Origin of the sequence: Actinomyces gaoshouyii, assembly GCF_002076915.1 — a bacterium.
In the GTDB taxonomy this organism is placed as follows: domain Bacteria; phylum Actinomycetota; class Actinomycetes; order Actinomycetales; family Actinomycetaceae; genus Actinomyces; species Actinomyces gaoshouyii.
The window spans coordinates 2,021,636-2,041,863 of record NZ_CP020468.1 but is presented as its reverse complement, the minus strand read 5'-3'; the positions used below and the strand labels follow the sequence as shown (position 1 = coordinate 2,041,863).

21 protein-coding genes are annotated in these 20,228 nt (G+C 69.4%); 19 read left to right on the top strand and 2 right to left on the bottom strand.

Annotation, left to right across the window (positions count from 1 at the left end):
- The first annotated feature begins 39 nt into the window (after window positions 1-39).
- The 12 genes from B6G06_RS08490 to B6G06_RS08435 all read left to right on the top strand — a co-directional run bounded on the left by B6G06_RS08490 (window position 40) and on the right by B6G06_RS08435 (window position 10,987).
- On the top strand, window positions 40-864 hold the full coding sequence (locus B6G06_RS08490; protein WP_081171874.1) for an SDR family NAD(P)-dependent oxidoreductase: 825 nt from the start codon (window positions 40-42) through the stop codon (window positions 862-864).
- Window positions 865-979: 115 nt separating this feature from the next.
- The gene (gene tpx / locus B6G06_RS08485; RefSeq protein ID WP_080462148.1) at window positions 980-1,477 is read left to right on the top strand and encodes a thiol peroxidase; all 498 of its coding nucleotides are present in this window, start codon (window positions 980-982) and stop codon (window positions 1,475-1,477) included.
- 73 nt (window positions 1,478-1,550) lie between these two features.
- Window positions 1,551-2,120, top strand: a complete 570-nt coding sequence (pyrE, locus tag B6G06_RS08480; protein WP_080462147.1) for an orotate phosphoribosyltransferase — start codon at window positions 1,551-1,553, stop codon at window positions 2,118-2,120.
- A 138-nt stretch (window positions 2,121-2,258) separates the two neighbouring features.
- Window positions 2,259-2,594, top strand: coding sequence for a helix-turn-helix transcriptional regulator (locus tag B6G06_RS08475; RefSeq protein WP_080462146.1), 336 nt, complete (start codon window positions 2,259-2,261; stop codon window positions 2,592-2,594).
- The gene (locus B6G06_RS08470) at window positions 2,591-3,328 is read left to right on the top strand and encodes an ImmA/IrrE family metallo-endopeptidase (RefSeq protein ID WP_158082813.1); all 738 of its coding nucleotides are present in this window, start codon (window positions 2,591-2,593) and stop codon (window positions 3,326-3,328) included. The genes B6G06_RS08475 and B6G06_RS08470 overlap by 4 nt, the downstream gene beginning before the upstream one ends.
- Window positions 3,329-3,464: 136 nt before the next feature.
- Window positions 3,465-4,172, top strand: a complete 708-nt coding sequence (locus B6G06_RS08465) for a TrmH family RNA methyltransferase (RefSeq protein WP_373284804.1) — start codon at window positions 3,465-3,467, stop codon at window positions 4,170-4,172.
- A 170-nt stretch (window positions 4,173-4,342) separates the two neighbouring features.
- Complete coding sequence (fbaA, locus tag B6G06_RS08460; RefSeq protein WP_080462143.1) at window positions 4,343-5,392, top strand: class II fructose-bisphosphate aldolase; 1,050 nt, start codon at window positions 4,343-4,345, stop codon at window positions 5,390-5,392.
- A gap of 354 nt (window positions 5,393-5,746) precedes the next feature.
- Window positions 5,747-7,078, top strand: coding sequence for an ABC transporter substrate-binding protein (locus B6G06_RS08455; protein WP_080462142.1), 1,332 nt, complete (start codon window positions 5,747-5,749; stop codon window positions 7,076-7,078).
- Window positions 7,079-7,204: 126 nt separating this feature from the next.
- On the top strand, window positions 7,205-8,044 hold the full coding sequence (locus tag B6G06_RS08450; RefSeq protein WP_080462141.1) for a carbohydrate ABC transporter permease: 840 nt from the start codon (window positions 7,205-7,207) through the stop codon (window positions 8,042-8,044).
- On the top strand, window positions 8,041-8,949 hold the full coding sequence (locus B6G06_RS08445; RefSeq protein ID WP_080462140.1) for a carbohydrate ABC transporter permease: 909 nt from the start codon (window positions 8,041-8,043) through the stop codon (window positions 8,947-8,949). Before B6G06_RS08450 ends, B6G06_RS08445 begins: the two co-directional genes overlap by 4 nt.
- 1 nt (window position 8,950) lies before the next feature.
- Window positions 8,951-9,610, top strand: coding sequence for a MusI family membrane protein (locus B6G06_RS08440; protein ID WP_080462139.1), 660 nt, complete (start codon window positions 8,951-8,953; stop codon window positions 9,608-9,610).
- Window positions 9,611-9,700: 90 nt separating this feature from the next.
- On the top strand, window positions 9,701-10,987 hold the full coding sequence (locus tag B6G06_RS08435; RefSeq protein ID WP_081171873.1) for an adenylosuccinate synthase: 1,287 nt from the start codon (window positions 9,701-9,703) through the stop codon (window positions 10,985-10,987).
- Window positions 10,988-11,124: 137 nt separating this feature from the next.
- On the opposite strand, the gene B6G06_RS08430 is transcribed toward B6G06_RS08435, so the two are convergent.
- Window positions 11,125-12,063 carry an LppM family (lipo)protein gene (locus tag B6G06_RS08430; RefSeq protein WP_081171872.1) on the bottom strand — a complete coding sequence of 313 codons (939 nt, stop codon included), beginning with the start codon at window positions 12,061-12,063 and terminating at the stop codon, window positions 11,125-11,127.
- An 86-nt stretch (window positions 12,064-12,149) separates the two neighbouring features.
- On the bottom strand, window positions 12,150-12,917 hold the full coding sequence (locus tag B6G06_RS08425; protein ID WP_081171871.1) for an LppM family (lipo)protein: 768 nt from the start codon (window positions 12,915-12,917) through the stop codon (window positions 12,150-12,152).
- A gap of 226 nt (window positions 12,918-13,143) precedes the next feature.
- On the opposite strand from B6G06_RS08425, the gene B6G06_RS08420 reads away from it, so the two are divergent.
- From B6G06_RS08420 to purQ, 7 genes are all read left to right on the top strand, one after another.
- On the top strand, window positions 13,144-14,988 hold the full coding sequence (locus tag B6G06_RS08420) for a phosphoenolpyruvate carboxykinase (GTP) (RefSeq protein WP_081171870.1): 1,845 nt from the start codon (window positions 13,144-13,146) through the stop codon (window positions 14,986-14,988).
- Between the two features lie 174 nt (window positions 14,989-15,162).
- The gene (gene purD, locus B6G06_RS08415) at window positions 15,163-16,416 is read left to right on the top strand and encodes a phosphoribosylamine--glycine ligase (RefSeq protein WP_081171869.1); all 1,254 of its coding nucleotides are present in this window, start codon (window positions 15,163-15,165) and stop codon (window positions 16,414-16,416) included.
- Between the two features lie 93 nt (window positions 16,417-16,509).
- On the top strand, window positions 16,510-17,433 hold the full coding sequence (locus tag B6G06_RS08410) for a phosphoribosylaminoimidazolesuccinocarboxamide synthase (protein ID WP_081171868.1): 924 nt from the start codon (window positions 16,510-16,512) through the stop codon (window positions 17,431-17,433).
- Window positions 17,430-18,101: a hypothetical protein gene (locus B6G06_RS08405; protein ID WP_420807191.1), complete on the top strand. Its 672-nt coding sequence runs from the start codon at window positions 17,430-17,432 to the stop codon at window positions 18,099-18,101. The genes B6G06_RS08410 and B6G06_RS08405 overlap by 4 nt, the downstream gene beginning before the upstream one ends.
- Window positions 18,102-19,034: a PsbA protein gene (locus tag B6G06_RS10560; protein WP_240494050.1), complete on the top strand. Its 933-nt coding sequence runs from the start codon at window positions 18,102-18,104 to the stop codon at window positions 19,032-19,034.
- A 132-nt stretch (window positions 19,035-19,166) separates the two neighbouring features.
- On the top strand, window positions 19,167-19,421 hold the full coding sequence (locus tag B6G06_RS08395; RefSeq protein ID WP_080462132.1) for a phosphoribosylformylglycinamidine synthase subunit PurS: 255 nt from the start codon (window positions 19,167-19,169) through the stop codon (window positions 19,419-19,421).
- A gap of 3 nt (window positions 19,422-19,424) precedes the next feature.
- Window positions 19,425-20,138 (top strand): phosphoribosylformylglycinamidine synthase subunit PurQ, encoded by a 714-nt coding sequence (gene purQ, locus B6G06_RS08390; protein ID WP_080462131.1) that lies wholly within the window; start codon window positions 19,425-19,427, stop codon window positions 20,136-20,138.
- Window positions 20,139-20,228: the final 90 nt, after the last annotated feature.

Sequence of the window (20,228 nt, the reverse complement as noted above, 5' to 3'; positions counted from 1 at the left end):
TTCCCGGGGGGCGATGGGCCCTGGCGCTAGCCTGAGGGCATGGGAACAGCGCTCATCACCGGAGGCACATCGGGCATCGGCCTGGAACTCGCCTGGCAGCTCGCCGAGACCCACCACGACCTCGTGCTCGTGGCCAGGGACGCGGCACGGCTCGCCGCCGTCGCCGAGGAGATCCACCAGACAGCGGGCGTCGGTGTTCAGGTGATCGACGCCGACCTCTCCGTCCCCGACGACCTCGAGCGCGTGGCCTCCCGCCTGCGGGGCGGCGTGACCGGCGCCGTCGCCGGGGCGCAGGGCGTGCACAGCGCCGAGCAGGTGGCGGCCCGCCCCATCGACCTGCTCGTCAACAACGCCGGGTTCGCCGTTGGTCAGGCCTTCATCGGCGGCGACCTGGGCCAGGAGAGGCGCGCCCTCGACGTCATGGTCGGCGCCGTCATGACCCTCACCCACCGGGCCCTTCCCGGCATGGTGAGTCGTGGGCACGGCGCCATCCTCAACATCGCCAGCATGACCGCGCTGACCGCCATGGGCACCTACGCCGCTCACAAGGCCTGGGTGCGGACCTTCACCGAGGGGATCGCCTCCGAGCTGGCGGGCACCGGGGTGACCGCCACCGTCGTCAATCCCGGTCTGACCCGTACCGAGTTCCACGACCGAGCCGGCATGGATGGCTCCCAGTGGCCCGCGGTCATGTGGCTCGACGCCGCCGATGTCGCCCGCGCCGCGCTCGCGGCGGTGCGCCGGGGCCAGGTCATCTGCACGCCGTCGGCCCGCTACCAGGTGGGCAATGCGGCGCTGAGGCTGGCGCCGAGATGGTTCGTGCGCCGTGTCGCCGGGCACGCCTCGGCCAGCACGCAGTACTGACGCTCACGGCCCGCGCCCCGGTGGGCGGCTGGGCACCGACGGGGGCCGAAGCGCTCCGGTTCGCGGCAGGCGGACTGCAGTCGATGGAGGACGATAGTCCTGCCATGATGGCGTCATGGCTGAGATCACCCGTCATGGAGACCCCATCACGACTATCGGAACCCTGCCCGCCGTCGGAGTCGAGGCGCCCGCCTTCGAGCTCGCCGGAGCCGACCTTGCGCCGGTGACGAGCGAGTCGCTGCGCGGCGAGCGCCTCGTGCTCAACATCTTCCCGTCCATCGACACGGGTGTGTGCGCCACCAGCGTGCGCGAGTTCAACAAGCGCGCCGCCTCCTTGGAGAACACCACCGTCCTGTGCGTCTCGGCGGATCTCCCCTTCGCGCACGCCCGCTTCTGCGGCGCCGAGGGCATCGACGGCGTCCTGACCGCCTCGAGCTTCCGCTCCACTTTCGGGACGGACTACGGCGTGACCATTACCGATACTCCGATGGCGGGGCTGCTCTCGCGCGCCGTTGTCGTCCTCGACGCGCAGGGCACAGTGCTCTACACCGAGCAGGTCCCCGACATCTCGCAGGAGCCCGACTACGAGGCCGCCATCGCCGCGCTCTCCTGAGTCGCCCGCTCCCAGCCGGGCCCTGGACTCCCCAAGCGGGAGCCCAGGGCCCGGATCGTCTAGCCTTGAGCCCGTGAGCACCAATGATCCCCAGCGCGCACGGCTGGCCGCGCTCGTCGGCGAGCTCGCCGTCGTGCGCGGCACCGTCACCCTGGCCTCCGGCCTGACCTCCGACTTCTACGTGGATATGCGTCGCGCCACTCTCCACCACGAGGCCGCGCCCCTCATCGGCCACGTCATGCTCGACATGCTCGAGGAGGCGGGCCTGAGCACCGAGGACTACGACGCTGTCGGCGGGCTCACGATGGGCGCGGACCCGGTGGCCACCGCCATGCTGCACGCGGCGGCCGCCCGGGGGCTCGATCTGGACGCCTTCGTCGTGCGCAAGGCGGCCAAGGACCACGGCATGAAGCGCCGCATCGAGGGCCCGTCCGTCGAGGGGCGCCGTGTCGTCGTCCTCGAGGACACCTCGACGACCGGCGGCTCCCCGCTCGAGGCTGTCGAGGCCCTGCGCGAGGCCGGTGCGACGGTCCTGGCCGTGGCCGTCGTCGTCGACCGAGCCACCGGTGCCCGCGAGCGCATCGAGGCTGCCGGCGTGCCGTACTGCGCCGCTCTGGGCCTGACCGACCTCGGGCTGGACTGAGCCCGCGGTCCAGTCCGTGAGGGCTCGTCATCCTGTGCTCTGCTCGTGGAATAGACGGCCGGGTCCGCCAGGGCGGTGTGGCGTACTCTGCGGTCGCCCATCTTTCGATAATCGAAACTGGCCTGTACGCTTGAGGCCATGTGCTCCATCGGTACGCGCATCAAAGAGGCGTTGGTCGAGCGCGATCAGACTCAGGCGGCTCTGGCTGCCGCCGTCGGCCTGAGCGAGTCGGCGATGTCCAAGGCTCTCGCCGGGACCCGCTCCTTGTCGTCCATCGAGGCCGCACTCATCGCCGAGCATCTTGGTGTCACGATGCACTGGCTCGTCACCGGTGAGGCAGATCCTTTCGAGGTCCGCGTGGCTGCGCGGCACAGCTATGACCGACCCACGGGAACCTATTCGTGCGATTCCTCCGCCGACCTGCAGGTGCTCGAGGACATCGCCCTGGTCTACCGGCAGGTGCAGCTGACGTGAGGAACCTGAGGGTCCAGCAGGTCGCGGCAGATGCTCGCTCCGCCCTGGGGGAGGACTTCGTCTCCTGCTTCTACGACAGGGTCGAGGACGCCCTCGGAGTCGAGGTGATCGTCGTCCCGCTGTCCGGGGACGGCTACTCACTGACTCTCGGGGGGCACAAGGTCGTCGTTGTGGGAGCGACGAGGCGCTGGTACCGAAGCAACTTCACCCTCGCCCATGAGCTCGGGCACTTCCTCGTCGGGGGCGAGTCCTCACACGACGATCAGGCGGCCGAGAACATGGCGAATGCCTTCGCCGCCGACCTGCTCATGCCCGTGGAGCGCGTCCGCTCCGTTGACTGGGAGCGGGCGACGGCCGCGACCGTCGCCCAGGTGTCCTGGGAGCTCGGCGTGTCCACCCAAGCCCTGGAGGTCAGGCTGAGGTACCTGCGCGCGAGGCCCGGCGACGAAGCGCGCTCGGCGTTGGCCCGCTCGACGGAGGCGCTGCTGGGAACCTCGCTCCCATCATCGGTGGCGACGCCCGCCGATGTGTCGGCGCGTGTGCAGTACTCCGCTCGCCGTCGGTTCCCTGAACGGGTCGTCACAGGGCTGCGTCGTGCAATTGCGGACGGAAAGGCTCCTCAGGCATCGCTCTCCTGGGTGCTCGGCCTGCCTGCGCAGGGCGAGCGCGACGATGACGATGAGGTGGTCGACCCTCACGAGCTCGACATCGAGCTGTTGGACGGGCTGGTCTGATCTGTGTCTCCTCGCCCCTTCTTCTTTCCTGGCAACAAGGAGCGCGACCGTCATGTCCGTCCTTCCGACCCGACGGGTTACGACCAGATCGTCGATGGGCTGCGGAAGAAGCGCCAACAACGAGGGACGCGACGCCGTGGCTGACGCTGCTCACGAGTCATACGGTCCCGGCGAGTGCGACTACTGGGCCGGCCTGCCTGCGGAGGAGGACCGTCCCACTGACGTCCGCGAGGTCGGGGTGGGGCCGTGGCCGGGCGGACCCGAGGCCTGGCCGGATGATCCCCGCTACGATCCCGAGCTGCTCTCCGGCGGGGACCGGCGCAACGTCGTCGACCGCTACCGGTACTGGAGCGTGGAAGCCATCCGCGCCGACCTCGCCTCTCGCGCCCACCCGCTCCAGGTGGCCATCGAGAACGTCAGCCAGGACCTCAATATCGGGTCCATCGTGCGCAGCGCCAACGCCTTCAACGTCTCCGGCATCCATATCGTGGGGCGGCGCCGCTGGAACCGTCGCGGCGCCATGGTGACCGACCGCTACCTCGACGTGCGCCACCATCCCGGCCCGGAAGGCCTCCTCGCCTGGGCGATCGCCGAGGGCTATGAGCCGATCGCCATCGACAACGGTCCCGGCTCGACGCCGCTGGAACAGGCGGGCCTCCCCGAGCGCTGCCTCATGATCTTCGGCTCCGAAGGCCAGGGCATCAGCGAGGAGCTCCTCGCAGGCTGCTCCCGCCTCCACCGGATCGGCCAGTACGGCTCCACCCGATCCATCAACGTGGCCGCGGCCGCCGCCGTGGCCATGCACGCCTGGATCCGCCAGCACGGCGGCCCCGCGCCCGACTGACCGCACAGCTGCCAGCGCTGCCGGGTCATCCTGCTGCGCCGCCGCACCGCCCTGCCGCGTCGGAGTCGGAGTGAGCCGGAGTCCCGGGACCATCGCCCGGTACCCGATCGACTCGATCCGTGGAAGAATCGGTGACGCACCATTGCCACATCTCACCCAGGAGGCACCCAGTGGCCATCGCAACCCCGGAGTCGTACGCGGACATGCTCGATCGCGCGAAGGCTGGCAAGTACGCCATCCCCGCCATCAACGTCACCTCCTCCCAGACTCTCTCCGCCGCCCTCAAGGGTTTTGCCGACGCTGAGTCGGACGGCATCGTTCAGATCTCCAACGGCGGCGCCGCCTACTGGTCCGGCTCCTCCCGCGCCGACAAGGTGAAGGGCTCCATCGCCTTCGCCGCTTACGCCCGCGCCGTCGGCGACCTCTACCCGGTCCAGATCGGCCTGCACACCGACCACTGCCCCAAGTCGATGCTCGAGCCCTGGGTCCTCCCGCTCCTCGAGATCGAGGCCGAGCAGGTCAAGCGCGGTGAGCTCCCGATGTTCAACTCCCACATGTGGGACGGATCCGCCGAGTCCCTCGACGACAACATCGACATCGCCGTCGACATGCTCGCCCGCGCCAAGGCGGCCAACGTCGTCCTCGAGATCGAGATCGGCGCTGTCGGCGGCGAGGAGGACGGCATCAAGGGCGAGGAGAACGCCAACCTCTACACCACGGCCGACGACGCCTGGCGCGCCGTCGAGGCCCTGGGCCTGGGTGAGAACGGCCGCTACATCACCGCTCTCACCTTCGGCAACGTCCACGGCGCCTACAAGCCCGGTCACGTCAAGCTCCGCCCGGAGATCCTCGGCGAGATCCAGGACGACGTCGCGGCGCGCCTCGGCGACCGCCTGTCCACCAAGGTCGGCACCCAGGACTCCCCCTTCGACCTCGTCATGCACGGCGGCTCCGGCTCCACCGACGAGGAGATCGCCACCGCGGTGCGCAACGGCGTCATCAAGATGAACGTCGACACCGACACCCAGTACGCCTACACCCGTCCCGTGGCCGACTGGATGCTCAAGAACTACGACGGCGTCCTCAAGATTGACGGCGAGGTCGGCAACAAGAAGACCTACGACCCGCGCGCCTGGGGCAAGGCCGCTGAGAACGGCATGGCCGCCCGCGTCGTCGAGGCCTGCGAGCGCCTCGGCTCCGTCGGCTCCGCCAAGCGCTGACCAGTCGCGCGGAGCGTCGGATGTGACTCCGTCACCCGCCTGACGCTCCCGTCCGCCATCCGGATGACAGGTGGCCCCGATGCCCATGCGGCATCGGGGCCACCGGCGTGTCCGGGACTCCGGAACGCCATCGGGATGGGGTCGCGCTGCCCCGCCGCAGGCCAGGGGCCCAGGCGCCATGCTTCGCCGCAGCGAGGCGGCGCGTGGCCTGCAAGATTTGCAGCAAGGGGGGCGGGTTGTGCAATGATGGGGCGTCGCCCGCGACATCGGACCTACCCCTGGCTCGTCGAGCGGGCAGTCGCTCACGCGGGGCTTTCCTCGCCTTCGCGGTTGTCTTGTCCAAAGGAGGACCTCATGCGACTCGTTTCCCGCCGCTCTGTGCTCGGCGGCTCCGCCGCACTCGCTGTTGCTGCAACCCTGGCAGCCTGCGGTGAGTCCGCATCCTCTGGTGAGGGTGGTGTCTACTTCCTCAATTTCAAGCCCGAGGCCGAGGAGGCCTTCAAGGCCATCGCCGAGGCCTACAAGACCAAGACCGGCGTCGAGGTCAAGGTCGTCACCGCCGCCGCCGGCAAGTATGAGGAGACCCTGACCTCCGAGGTCGCCAAGTCCGCCCCGCCCACCCTGTTCAACATCAACGGCCCCGTCGGCCTGGCCAACTGGAAGGACTACGCGACCGACCTGAGCGACACCGCCGCCGCCAAGGCCCTCACGGACAGCTCGCTCGCCCTCAAGGGCGACGACGGCAAGATCTATGGCGTTCCGCTGGCCACCGAGGGCTACGGCATCATCTACAACAAGGCCATCCTCGATAAGTACTTCGCCATGGACGGCGCTAAGGCCGCGAGCGTGGACGAGATCAAGGGCTTCGCCAAGCTCAAGGAGGTGGTCGAGGACATCCAGGCCAAGAAGGACGATCTCGGCATCAGCGGCGCCTTCGCCGCCACCTCGCTCTCCCCGGGCGAGGACTGGCGCTTCCAGACCCACCTGGCGAACTACCCCGTCTTCTACGAGCTGCGCGATCTGGGTGTCACCGACTCCAACGACCTCAAGCTCACCTACTCGGAGAACTACAAGCAGATCTTCGACCTCTACCTCAACAACTCCACTATCGCCCCCACGGAGGCCTCCGCCAAGGCCGTCACCGACTCCATGGCCGAGTTCGCGCTCGGCCAGTGCGCCTTCGTGCAGAACGGCAACTGGGCCTGGTCTCAGATCTCCGAGGTCGGGGGCAACACCGTCAAGGAGGAGGACATCCACTTCCTGCCCATCTACGTGGGCGTCGAGGGCGAGGAGAAGTGCGGCATCGCCCTGGGCACCGAGAACTACCTGACGATCAACGCCGAGGCCTCCGACGCCGCCAAGGAGGCCACGCAGGCCTTCCTCAACTGGCTCCTCACCGACGCCGAGGCCGCCAAGATGCTCGTCGAAAAGTCCGTCGTCTCCGTGTCCCCCTACTCGGCGTTCTCCAGCCTCACCCCGGCCGACCCGTTGGGCAAGGAGATCGTCTCCTACCTCAACAACGAGGCGCTCTCCCCCGTCAACTGGGTGTTCCAGACCTTCCCGAGCCAGGAGTTCAAGGATCAGCTCGGCCAGCACCTGTCCCAGTACGCCTCCGGCAAGGAGGACTGGACTGCGGTCAAGGACTACTTCGTCAAGGGCTGGGCCGAGGGCAAGGGCAAGGCCTGATCCTCCGCTCTCGCGACAAGGCTCCGCCGACGGCGCCCGGTCACCCGACTGGACGCCGTCGGCCGAGCCATCCGCCTCCCGCCTCCAATCGGCCCGGCAGAGACGCCGGGCGCCGCAAGAGGAATCATGAACAGCGCACTCAAGAAGTACTTCCCGATATTCGCCGGGCCCACGCTCCTGGCCTTCCTCATCGCCTTCCTCGTCCCGTTCTTCATGGGGCTCTACCTGTCGTTCACCAAGTTCAAGACCCTGACGAACGCCACTTGGGTGGGCCTGGAGAACTACTCCAAGGTCCTGGAGTCGGACTTCGGCTCAGCGCTGTGGTTCACCGTCATCGTCTCGGTGATCTCCATCATCACCGTCAACCTCGGGGCCTTCACCCTGGCCTACCTGCTCACCCGCAAGCTCAAGGGCACCAACTTCTTCCGCTCGGTGTTCTTCATGCCCAACCTCATCGGCGGCATCGTCCTGGGCTTCACTTGGCAGGTCATGCTCAACGCGATCCTCAAGCACTGGGGCCAGACCATCGTCAATGACTGGCACCTCGGCCTCCTCGGCCTCATTCTGCTGGTGAACTGGCAGCTCATGGGCTACATGATGATCATCTACATCGCGGGCCTGCAGAACGTCCCGCCCGAGCTCATCGAGGCCGCCCAGATCGACGGCGCGAATGGCTGGATGACGTTGCGCAATGTCACCATCCCGATGGTCATGCCCTCGATCACCATCTGCCTGTTCCTCACCCTGGCGAACACCTTCAAGATGTTCGACCAGAACCTGGCGCTGACCAACGGCGCCCCGCTCAAGCAGACCGAGATGGCGGCCCTGAACATCTACAACACCATGTACCACGCCCGCAACCAGATGGGCCAGGCGCAGGCCGCCGCGGTGATCTTCTTCCTCATCGTGGCCGCGATCGCGCTCATCCAGCTGCGCGCCACCCGTGCCAAGGAGGTCGACGCATGAGCGCCGCCAGTATGACCAGCACCGCTAGCACGGCCAGCGCCGCCAGCACGGCCGCCGCCGCTCCTCTCCGCGAGAGGCGCCCCGGGAGGATGATCACCTCGGGGATCCTCGCGATCCTGTCGCTCGTGTGGCTGGTTCCGCTGGTGTTCATTCTGATCAACTCCTTCAAGGGCCGCTTCTACATCTCTGACAGCCCCTTCTCCCTGCCCGTGGGGGAGCGCTTCTCCGGATTCACCAACTACGCCTCCGGCCTCAAGCTCAACGGCTTCGCGCAAGCCATCGGCTGGTCGCTGTTCATCACGGTGGGCTCCGTGGCGGTGATCCTCCTGCTGACGGCTATGACCGCCTACTACATCACCCGTGTGAAGACCTGGTGGACATCCGTCATCTACTACGTCTTCGCCTTTTCGATGATCGCCCCGTTCCAGCTCGTCATGTTCCCCACCTCCAAGGTGGCCGACATGCTCGGACTGGCCTCCCCGTGGGGCATGATCGTGCTCTACCTCGGCTTCGGCGGGGCGCTGTCGGTGTTCCTCTTCGCCGGCTTCATCAAGTCGATCCCCATGGAGATCGAGGAGGCGGCATACATGGATGGCTGCTCGCCGCTGCAGACCTACTTCCGGGTGGTCATGCCCCTGCTCAAGCCGACGGCGGTCACGGTCGCCATCCTCAACACCATGTGGGTGTGGAACGACTACCTCCTGCCCTACCTGGTCATCGGTCACGATGAGAACTACAAGACCATCCCCATCGTCATCCAGGCGCTCACCGGATCCAACGGCAATAAGGACCTGGGCGCGCAGATGGCCATGCTGGTCCTGGCGATCATCCCGATCGTCGCCTTCTACCTCGTGAGCCAGAAGCACATCATCGAGGGCGTCGCCGCAGGCGCCGTCAAGGGCTGACATGGCCGGACTCCTCCGGATCGACTCGCCCTTCCACAGGGCGTGGTCGGCAGCGGCGGATCTCGTCGTCATCAACGGGCTCACCCTCCTGGGGTGCCTGCCCGTGCTGACGGCGGGGTCCGCCCTCGTCGCCTGCCACCGCGTCGCCATGGAGATGGCGCGCGACGAGGACGTCTACACGGTGCGCTCCTGGTGGCGCTCCTTCAGATCCAATCTGCGCGGCTCGCTGGTGTGGTGGCTGCCCGCGCTCGCGCTCAACGCCCTCATGGGCGCTGAGCTCCTCCTGTTCTCACATGCCGACGGCGCGGCCGGCGCCCGCCTGAGCTCCGGAGCGTCGGGCCTGGTGCTGGCCTGCTCCCTGATCCTGACAGGCGTGGGCTGCTGGCTCCTGCCCCTGGTGGCCTTCTTCGACAACTCCGCGGTGAGGCACATGGGCAATGCGATGCGACTGGCCGTCGGGGCGCTCGGCCGAACCGCCCTCTGCCTGGCCATCGTGGCGGCCCCGGCAGCGCTCGTCCTCGTCCTGCCGGGCGCGGTGGGCCCGGTCGCCTGGTTCATGGTCATCATCGGCGTCGGCTTCCAGGCCTACCTCATCGCCGTCGTGCAGCGCGGCATCATCGACCGCCTCCGCCGGGCCGCCAGCGCGCCCGACGCCGTCTGAGCGCAGACCGGGGCCGTGGCGCCCCGGCCCTCGGGTAGCCTGGAGGAAGGCGCGCGCATCGGCGGGCCCCAAGAGCACCAGGAGAGAGACATGCCAGGCATTGTCGTCGTCGGAGCCCAGTGGGGAGACGAGGGGAAGGGCAAGGCGACCGACCAGTTCGGCCAGGACGTCGACTACGTCGTCAAGTTCAATGGCGGCAACAATGCCGGCCACACCGTCGTGATCGATGGCGAGAAGTTCGCCTTCCACCTCCTGCCGGCCGGCGTTCTCACCCCGGGGGTCATCCCGATCATCGGCAACGGCGTCGTCGTGGACCTCGAGGTCCTCTTCGCGGAGATCGCGGAGATCGAGGCGCGTGGAAAAGACGCCTCCTGCCTGCGCATCTCCTCAGACGCCCACATCATCCCCTCCTACAACCGGATCATGGACCGCACCACCGAGCGCTTTCTCGGCGCCCGCCAGTTGGGTACTACCGGGCGGGGGATCGGCCCCACTTACGCGGACAAGATGAACCGCATCGGCATCCGCATCCAGGACCTCTTCGATCCCTCGATCCTGCGTCAGAAGGTCTCCTCCGCCCTGGAGCAGAAGAACGGATTGCTCACCAAGCTCTTCAACCGGCCCGCGATCGACCCTGTCGCCGTCGCCGACGAGCTGCTGTCCTACGCCGACCGCGTGCGGCCCATGGTGATCGACTGCGGCCTGGAGCTCAACAACGCCCTCGATGCGGGCAAGACCGTCCTCTTCGAGGCGGGCCAGGCCACCATGCTCGACATCGACCATGGCACCTACCCCTTCGTCACCTCCTCCAACCCCACCGCCGGCGGCGCCTGCACCGGCACAGGGGTCGGCCCCACGCGCATCGACTCCGTCATCGGCGTGGCCAAGGCCTACACCACGCGCGTGGGGGAGGGCCCCTTCCCGACCGAGCTCACCGATGCCATGGGCGAGCGCCTTCGCGCCGAGGGGGGGGAGTTCGGCGTGACCACGGGCCGCCCGCGCCGCTGCGGATGGCACGACGCCGTCGTCACCCGGTATGCCGCGCGCGTCAACGGACTGACTGATCTCGTCCTCACCAAGCTCGACGTCCTCACCGGGCACGAGGAGATCCCCATCTGCGTGGCCTACGACGTCGATGGTGAGCGGACCGATGAGATGCCGTTGACCCAGACCGGCTTCCACCACGCCACGCCCATCTACGAGATCATGCCCGGCTGGAGCGAGGACATCACGGGCGCCCGGGACTTCTCCGATCTGCCCCGGGCTGCGCGGGATTATGTGGAGCGGATCGAGGAGCTGTCGCGCTGCCGCGTCTCGGCCATCGGTGTGGGCGCCGGGCGCGAGGCGACGATCGTGCGCCACCGGCTCCTCGGCTGACGGCGCCCGCCCGCTCGCGCGGCGTCGGCTGCGCGGGGCGAGGCCGATCGAGACGGCAGGAGTCCCCGGCATCCGTCGATGCCGGGGACTCCTATCGCGTGACCGGCCCCAAGGGCCGGAGCCGCGTTCAACTGGTCTCAGTGCTGACCGCCGTAGGGCTGCTGGGGCGGTTGCTGGCCGTCCTGCTGTCCGACCTGGCTGTTCTGCTGCGGGTAGCCGACCTGGCCGTACGGCTGTTGTCCGGGCTGGCCGTACTGCTGCGGGTAGCCGACCTGGCCGTACTGCTGCTGCCCGGGCAGTGCTGCGCCGTAATCGACGGTGGGGGCGTAACCGGGCTGCATCGGCTGGCCGGGAGCCGCGGGCGCGCCGTAGGGCAGCGCGGAGGCGGCGGCCTTCTTCTTGGAGGTGATGACCGCCGCCACGATGCCCCCGATGACGAGCAGGGCCACGACTGCGCCGATGCCCAGGATGAGGGGGAGCTTCGAGTCGGAGGAGCCTGGGGACGAATCGGAGCCCTTGTCCTTGCCAACGGCGTGCAGAGTGGACTCGGACTCGGTGATGATGTTCTTCCAGGTCACTTTCGTGCTATCAACCGTGGAACTGCCATTGTGCTCGATCACCTCGCCGGGGAAGGTGACATTGAGTGAGACGGCGACCCCGGGAAGCGCGCCCTGCGAGCTGTCCTGCATGTCGGATGCGTCCCAGTTGAAGACGTAAGTGTCGCCTTCGTGCTTGATGCCGTTGCTGCCACTTGAGTTCGTGTCGCTCAGCTTGATCCCCTTCATCTCCAGGGTGCACGAAGGACTGCCGTCCTTGTCCCCGAAGGTGTAGGTCGGTTGAGCCCCATCCGGGAGATTCGAGCTGCTGAATCCCTGGCCGGCCATTGTCTCCTCCGTGCAGGTTTGCTTTGTCAGGAGACCGGAGTTCGTGCTGTCCCATGCGACCATCGTCAGGTCGAAGGTGTCGTTGTCGTGGATGACGAAGTCGACGTCTCCGCCGCAGGCGGCGAGGGCGAGAGCGGCGGTAGGTAGGAGGAGGGCCGCTGTGAGCTTGCGGCGCTGCGGGGAGGTAGCCATGGGCCTAGCATACGGATGAGAGAGCCCCGGCGCGCTGCGGGGAGCACGTCTCATGGCGCCGTGGCATGGACAGCGCTGCGGGGCCGTCAAGTCCGCGCTCGGCGGCGCTTGAGGGCCGCCGCCGCCACGGCCGCAGCCAGTGCGGCAGTTCCGCCGATAACCCACCAGGAGTAGCGGTCCCAGAAGCCCAGGCCGGCGTTCGCCCTCGTGTACCCGGTGGCATGGATCCCCGCGAGGATCGTGTCCGTGCTCCTCCAGGTGACGGTCCTGCCGTCGATACTGCCGCCGCCGCCGTCGACGACTGCGCCCGGGAAGGTCACCGAAATCCTCGAGTTGAGCGGCGCCGCGGTCGGCCCGACCGCGGCGCCGGTGGACGCGGAGCCCCGGAGTCCCTGCGAGCCGTCGCCCCCCGAGGGGACCGCGGCGCCCGCCGGGGCCGTGAGGCCATCGGTGAGCGCCGTCAGATCGACCACGTACAGATCGCCCTTGCGCACGACGAGCGCATTCGGGGCGCCCTGGTCGGACGCGGGGATCTCCACGCCGCTCACGGTGATCTTGCAGGCGACCTCAGTGCCGTCGGCTTCGAGGACCTCGGCCTGTGAACTCGCGGAGGTGCCTGCGACGGCCTTATCCGCCAGGCTCTGGCAGTCCTCCTTGGACTTGAGCACTCTGCCCGTGGAGTCCCGCATCTCGATGGCGGCGCTGTAGCGGCCGTCATCGCCGATCTCCATCTCGAGGTTGGCCGTGCAGGCGCTCAGCGCCACGGCCAGGGGCGCGGCGAGCACGGCCGAGCGGCCCCGTCGGCGCAGGGCTCGCGCGATGCTGGCGATTCGGTCGGGGCCGGTGGTCGTCACAGCGCGACTGTACCCCGGCTGGCAAGGATGTCGGGGCTGGTGGTGGGCGCGATGAGGATGACCTGGATGTGGCGCAGGCCATGGGTCCATGTCACCTCTGTCACCTCTGCGCTTCTGGTGAAAGAGCTCCGATAGGACCAAGGTGCGCGTGACTCCCAGGGCGTTGTGGGGGAGGATTGGCCTCGACCGTATTGAGAGTCAACCAACCCAAGGAAGGGACTCACACATGACTGTGACCGCCCAGGACGTTCGCGCTGCGGCGCCCGCCAACGCTCCCGAGGACGTCGTCGAGTTCGCGATCCGCATCGCCGAGCTCGGCAAGCCGGAGAAGGTCTACTTCGCCGACGGCTCCGACGAGGAGTGGGACCGCCTCACCACCGAGATGGTGGAGTCGGGCATGTTCACCCGCCTCAACCCCGAGAAGCGTCCGAACTCCTTCCTGGCCCGCTCCCTGCCGAGCGACGTCGCCCGCGTGGAGTCCCGCACCTACATCTGCTCCGAGAAGGAGGAGGACGCGGGTCCCACGAACAACTGGTACGACCCGGCCGAGATGAAGGCCATCCTCAACGAGAAGTTCGACGGCACCTACGCCGGCCGTACGATGTACGTCATCCCCTTCTCCATGGGCCCCCTGGGCGGCCCGATCTCCCAGCTGGGCATCGAGATCACCGACTCCCCCTACGTCGTCGTCAACATGCGCATCATGGCGCGCATCGGCACCAAGGCGATGGACCTCATCAACGAGGGCCGCACGTGGGTTCCCGCCGTCCACTCCGTCGGCGCCCCCCTCGCCCCCGGTCAGGAGGACACCACCTGGCCGTGCAACGAGGAGAAGTACATCACCCACTTCCCCGAGACCAACGAGATCTGGTCCTACGGCTCCGGCTACGGCGGCAACGCCCTGCTGGGCAAGAAGTGCTACGCGCTGCGCATCGCCTCGACGATGGCCCGCCGCGACAGCTGGATGGCCGAGCACATGCTCATCCTGCGCCTGACCGACGAGAAGTCCGGCAAGCAGTACCACGTCACCGCCGCCTTCCCCTCGGCCTGCGGCAAGACGAACCTCGCCATGCTCCAGCCCACCATCGAGGGCTACAAGGTCGAGACCGTCGGTGACGACATCGCCTGGATGCGTCAGGGTGAGGACGGCCGCCTGCGCGCCATCAACCCGGAGGCCGGCTTCTTCGGCGTCGCCCCGGGCACGTCCTACAAGACGAACCCGATGGCCATGGAGACCATGAAGGCCAACACCATCTTCACGAACGTCGCCCTCACGGACGACGGCGACGTGTGGTGGGAGGGCATCGACGCCGAGATGCCCGAGCACCTCATCGACTGGCTCGGCAACGACTTCACCCCGGCCGACGCCGCCGAGGGCAAGAAGGCCGCGCACCCGAACTCGCGCTTCACCACCCCGGCCTCGCAGTGCCCGATCATCTGCCCGGACTGGGAGGCTCCTGAGGGCGTCGCCATCGACGCGATCCTCTTCGGTGGCCGCCGCGCCTCCAACGTGCCGCTCGTCGCCGAGCAGTACTCGCCCGCCCACGGCGTGTTCATCGGCGCCTCGGTGGCCTCCGAGGTCACCGCTGCCGCCACGGACGTCAAGGCCGGCTCCCTGCGCCACGACCCCTTCGCCATGCTGCCCTTCTGCGGCTACAACATGGCCGACTACTGGGGCCACTGGCTCGAGCTCCAGGAGCAGCTGGGCGAGAGCTTCCCGAAGGTCTACCAGGTCAACTGGTTCCGCAAGGACGAGGACGGCAAGTTCCTCTGGCCGGGCTACGGCGACAACAGCCGCGTCCTGGACTGGATCGTGCGCCGCGCCTCCGGCGAGGTCGAGGGCATCGAAGGTGTCACGGGCATCTACCCCAAGCGCGAGGACTTCAACCTCGAGGGCGCCGGCGTGAGCGAGGCCGACTGGGACAAGATGTACGCCATCGACCCCGACGCCTGGGCCGCCGAGATGGATGACACCGAGCAGTACTTCTCCCAGTTCGGCGACAAGGTCCCCGCGGCCATCCGCGAGGAGCTGGCGAAGTTCCGCGAGCGCATCGCCGCCGCCAAGGCCTGAGTGCTGACATCGCCTCGCCGTCCTGAGTGAGGCGGGCTCCGACGGGGGCCCGGACCGTGCCGACGGTCCGGGCCCCCGTTCGCTGCCGCCCGCGCTCTACGGGCGCCGGGACGGTGCTCGTGCCTCCTGCCCGGCCGGGTGCCACGGTGCCGGTCACCCGGCTACGCTGGCCACGTGAAGATCCTGCTCCTGGGCTCCGGCGCGCGCGAGCACGCCCTGGCCCGCGCCCTCGCATCCGACCCCGCCACCACAGAGCTCGTCGTCGCCCCCGGGAACCCGGGCACGGCTGCCATCGCCACCAACATCAGCGCCGATGCCAACGACCCCGAGGCCGTCGTCGCGCTCGCCCGGCAGATGGGTGCCGACCTCGTTGTCATCGGCCCCGAGGCGCCTCTCGTCGCCGGAGTCGCCGACGCCGTCCGCGCCGCGGGCATCGCCTGCTTCGGCCCCGGAGCCGGGGCCGCCCGCCTGGAGGGCTCCAAGGCCTTCGCCAAGGAGGTCATGGCCTCCGCCGGGGTCCCCACCGCCGAGGCCGCCGTCTGCGACACCCCCGCTGAGCTCGAGGCAGCCCTCGACCGCTTCGGCGCTCCGCACGTCGTCAAGGACGATGGCCTGGCCGCCGGCAAGGGCGTCGTCGTCACCCCCGATCGCGCCACGGCCCTCGACCACGGTCTCGCCTGCCTGGCCAAGCAGGGCGGGCGCGTCGTTGTCGAGGATTACCTCGATGGTCCTGAGGCCTCCGTCTTCTGCGTCTGCGACGGCGCCACCGTCCGCGCCCTCGCCCCCGCCCAGGATTTCAAGCGCCTCGGGGACGGGGACACCGGCCCCAACACCGGCGGCATGGGCTCCTACACGCCGCTGACCTGGGCGCCCGCCGACCTCGCCGAGCAAGTCGTCGACACCGTCGCCCAGCCCGTCATCGATGAGCTCGCCCGTCGCGGCACCGCCTTCATCGGGCTCCTCTACTGCGGCCTCGCCCTGACCTCCAGGGGCCTGCGCGTCGTCGAGTTCAACGCGCGATTCGGCGACCCCGAGACCCAGGCCGTCCTCGCGCGCCTGACCTCCTCCCTTCCCGAGCTCCTCCTGGCAGCCGCCACCGGCCGCCTCGCCGAGGCCCCCGAGCCCACCTGGAGTGCCCGGGCCGCCGTGGACGTCGTCCTCGCCGCCCCCGGCTACCCCGGCACCATCACCACCGGCGGGGCCATCACCGGTATAGAGGAGGCCGAGAGCATCGACGGCGTCCATGTCCTTCACGCCGGTACCGGGCGGGATGACGACGGCGCCCTCATCGCCACCGGCGGGCGGGTCCTGTCCATCGTGGCCCTCGGCGAGTCGGTCTCCGACGCGAGGGAACGTGCTTACCAGGCGATCAGCCGCATCCATCTCGACGGCGCCCAGTACCGCACTGACATAGCCGCCGGGCGCTGAGCCCCGTTCGTTCGCCCCGCGCTACCGCGCGCTATGGGGCCTTTGGGCAGATCTTCGCTGCGCGCGGGCAGGTCAGGGTGGCAGGATGGGCGCATGAGCACCACGCCAGGCCCCGCCCCCCTGACAGTCCCGGGTTGGGCTCACCGCTCCAGCGGCAAGGTCCGCGATGTCTACACCCCCGATGCCACCAGCCCCTGGGCGGGCCAGGACGTCCTCCTCATCGTCGCCTCGGACCGCATCAGCGCCTACGACCACGTCCTGAACACCACCATCCCGGACAAGGGCCGCATCCTCACCGCCATGTCCGCCTGGTGGTTCGAGCAGCTCGCCGACGTGGTCCCCAACCACCTCGTCACTCTTGACGTGCCCGAGGAGGTCATCGGGCGCGCCATGATCTGCCGCCGCCTCGACATGTACCCCGTCGAGTGCGTCGCCCGCGGCTACCTCACCGGCTCCGGCCTCATCGAGTACCGCCTCAACAAGACCGTCTGCGGCCTGCCACTGCCCTACGGCCTGACCGAGGCCTCCCTCCTGCCCCAGCCGATCTTCACTCCCGCCGCCAAGGCCGAGGTCGGTGAGCACGACGAGAACATCTCCTACGAGCGCGTCGTCGAGATGGTGGGGGAGGCCACCGCCGCCAAGCTCCGCTACGTCACCCTCGCCCTCTACACGCGCGCCGTCGACATCGCCGCCCGGCGCGGCATCGTCATCGCCGACACCAAGTTCGAGCTCGGCGCCGGCCCCGACGGCTCCCTCGTCCTGGGCGACGAGGTCCTCACCCCCGACTCCTCCCGGTTCTGGCCCGCCGAGGAGTGGCAGGAGGGAAGGCCCACCCCCTCCTTCGACAAGCAGTATGTGCGCGACTGGCTCGTCTCCCCGGCCTCCGGCTGGGACCGCGCCTCCGGCGAGAGGCCCCCCGCTCTGCCCGATGACGTCGTCGAGCGCACCCGCGCGCGCTATCTCGAGGCCTACGAGCGCCTCACCGGGGCGCCCCTCGACCTCGGGGAGGCCCAGTGACGACGGCCGGTCCGGGCGCCGTGCCCGGCGGTCCCGCCTCAGGCGCGCCCGGGGGCCCTGCGCCCCGCGTGGCCCGCAGTTTCAGTCCCGGGCGGGGCTTCGCCGTGCTCGTCGTCGCGGCGATGCTCGTCGTCATCCTCGCCCTGGCCGCCGCGCTCGCCAGCGCCCTGGGAGCCCGGGGGACCTCCGCGATCCTCGGCGGGATCGCCCTGCTCGTCGTCGGCCTCGGGCTCATCGCCGCCCTGCGGGTCCCCGCGCGCTCGCTCGTCGTCAACGCCCCGCGCCTGCGGCTGGATCGCAACCGCGCCGCAGCCGCCCGCAAGCGCGCCACGGCCGAATCGGCCCGCACCGGTGGGGCGAGCTCTCATGGGCGTCTCGGGCGGTCCGCCGCCCCCGGCGCCGAGCTGACCGTCATTGCCTCGGGCGGCTCGACCGCCATCGCGCTGCCCGAGCCCAGTGTCCGTCGCGAGCTCACCGCCCTCGACGTCGTCTCCGGCCCCGTGTCCACCGCCCTGGTCTCGACTTCGCTGGGCCGCGCCGTCGATGAGCGCCTCTCCGGTACCACGATGGGCGAGTCCCTGCTGCGCCTCGGCCAGATCCTCGTGGCAGCCTTCGGCTTCCTCCTCATCTCCCTCGGGCTGGCCTCCATCCTCGGGCAGGTGATCTGAGTGAGCCCGCCGATCGGCCGGGATCGCCGGCCCGCGTCCGATCGGGGGCCCGTCAACTGGGGCCAATCGGGCCCCTCGAGAGGATCCGGCAGGAGGCAGCGCACCACCTGGTCCGAGGCCGAGATCATCGACGCCGACGTGGACCTGGGCCCCGATGTCCTCGGACGCCCCTCCTACCCCGCCTCGGACGACGGCCCCTCGGAGTCCAATGGGCCCGGTGCCCCCGGCCCGGATGGCCCTGCCCCATCCGGGGGACCCCGCAATCCCCGGGGCACCGACTGGGGCGTTGGGCGCGGCCGCTCCACGGAGCCGACGCCGCTGCAAAGGGCCCGTACCCCCTGGCCGGCCTCGCTCGTGCGCCAGCGCCTGGCGGGTATCGCATGCGCCCTCGTCGGCCTCGTCCTGGCCACCACCTCGGCGATGCGCCTGGCCACCGCCGCCAATGCCGGGCATCCCTGGGTGCCGCCCTGGCTCGTCGTCGTCCTGGGAGGCGCGGGACTCGTATCCGCCGCCGGGTACCTCGCCTGGGCCGGCGGCACGCCGGTGCGCGGCGAGGCCGAGCGCTGGGAGCCCAGCCTGGTGGATGTGGCCGCCGGGCTGACCAATGGCGATGTCGATGTCGCCGACCCCCAGCACCTGCTCACCTCAGGCGCCGAGAACGATCCCGCCGGGCTCGCCCCCACCGGGGCAGGGCCGCGTGTCGCCGTCGGCTCGGGTCCGAGGCCCCTCATGGGGACCTCCACGGTGGATCAGTCGAGCCAGGCCCCCGCGGGTGTGGCGGGCGCCGTCGGCGGCTTCATGCTCGCCGCCGCCGTGGTCTGCGCCGTCATCGCCCTCATATTGGGGCCCGCCTGGCTCATCGGCACCTGCGCTCTGGCCATCGGTGGCATCCTCGCCCTCAGGCTCGCCGGGGACTGGCTCGGCCGCATCTAGGCCCTGCGGCGCCTCGCGCGGGCTGTCCCAGGCTCGGAGGGCGCGTCGGTGGCGGTGGACGGCCTCGGAGGCGCGGGCGCGCACTGGTTACACTGGTCGCGCCGCACTTCCCCCAACTCCCAGGAGAGCACATTGGGACGCATCGTCGTTGAAGTCATGCCCAAGCCGGAGATCCTCGACCCGCAGGGCAAGGCCGTCATGGGGAGCCTGCCCAGGATCGGCCTGACCGGATTCACCGCAGTGCGGCAGGGCCGCCGCTTCGAGCTCGCCGTCGAGGGGCCCGTCACTCAGGAGCACCTCGACGCCGCCGCGCAGGCCGCCAGCACTCTGCTGTCCAACCCCATCATCGAGGACGTCGTCTCCATCTGCCCGCTCGAGGAGGATTGAGCCGTGAGTGACAGCCCCGTCGGCGCCCGCATCGGAGTCATCACCTTCCCCGGCACTCTCGACGACGTCGATGCCGCCCGAGCCATCCGCCTGGCCGGCGGCGAGGCCGTGAGCCTGTGGCACAAGGACGCCGATCTGAGGGGCGTGGACGCTGTTGTCGTCCCCGGCGGCTTCTCCTACGGCGATTACCTGCGCTGCGGCGCCATCGCCCGCTTCGCGCCCGTCATGGGCGAGGTCATCAACGCGGCCGGCGCCGGGATGCCGGTCTTGGGCATCTGCAACGGCTTCCAGATCCTCGCCGAGGCCCATCTGCTGCCCGGCGCCCTCATTCGCAATGACCACCAGAAGTTCTACTGCCGCGAGCAGCGCCTGCGCGTGGAGTCGACGACGACCGCCTGGACGGCGTCCATGGACGACGGCGAGGAGATCGTCGTCCCGCTCAAGAACGGCGAGGGAAACTTCATCGCCTCCCCCGAGGAGCTCGACCGCCTCGAGGGCGAGGGCCTCGTCGTCTTCCGCTACATCGACAACCCCAACGGCTCGGCGAGGGACATCGCCGGGGTGAGGAACGAGCGCGGGAATGTCGTCGGCCTCATGCCCCACCCCGAGCACGCGGTGGAGCCGGGTTTCGGTCCCGACTCGCCCGCCGGCCCCCGGACCGGCATTGACGGCCTGCGCATCTTCCAGTCGGTCATCAGCTCCCTCGTGGCCGCCTGAGCCGCTTCTCATCGATCCGCCCCGGTGGGCGCGCCGCGCGCCCACCGGGGCGGATCGCGTGCCCGGCATGACGGGGGCCGGGCAGCGGGC

Bases quoted from the DNA above. Each gene is read 5' to 3' on its own strand.
- B6G06_RS08490 (WP_081171874.1), top strand. From the start codon at position 40: ATGGGAACAGCGCTCATCACCGGAGGCACATCGGGCATCGGCCTGGAA.
- tpx (WP_080462148.1), top strand. From the start codon at position 980: ATGGCTGAGATCACCCGTCATGGAGACCCCATCACGACTATCGGAACC.
- B6G06_RS08475 (WP_080462146.1), top strand. From the start codon at position 2,259: ATGTGCTCCATCGGTACGCGCATCAAAGAGGCGTTGGTCGAGCGCGAT.
- B6G06_RS08455 (WP_080462142.1), top strand. From the start codon at position 5,747: ATGCGACTCGTTTCCCGCCGCTCTGTGCTCGGCGGCTCCGCCGCACTC.
- B6G06_RS08450 (WP_080462141.1), top strand. From the start codon at position 7,205: ATGAACAGCGCACTCAAGAAGTACTTCCCGATATTCGCCGGGCCCACG.
- B6G06_RS08445 (WP_080462140.1), top strand. From the start codon at position 8,041: ATGAGCGCCGCCAGTATGACCAGCACCGCTAGCACGGCCAGCGCCGCC.
- B6G06_RS08440 (WP_080462139.1), top strand. From the start codon at position 8,951: ATGGCCGGACTCCTCCGGATCGACTCGCCCTTCCACAGGGCGTGGTCG.
- B6G06_RS08435 (WP_081171873.1), top strand. From the start codon at position 9,701: ATGCCAGGCATTGTCGTCGTCGGAGCCCAGTGGGGAGACGAGGGGAAG.
- B6G06_RS08430 (WP_081171872.1), bottom strand. From the start codon at position 12,063: ATGGCTACCTCCCCGCAGCGCCGCAAGCTCACAGCGGCCCTCCTCCTA.
- B6G06_RS08420 (WP_081171870.1), top strand. From the start codon at position 13,144: ATGACTGTGACCGCCCAGGACGTTCGCGCTGCGGCGCCCGCCAACGCT.
- B6G06_RS08410 (WP_081171868.1), top strand. From the start codon at position 16,510: ATGAGCACCACGCCAGGCCCCGCCCCCCTGACAGTCCCGGGTTGGGCT.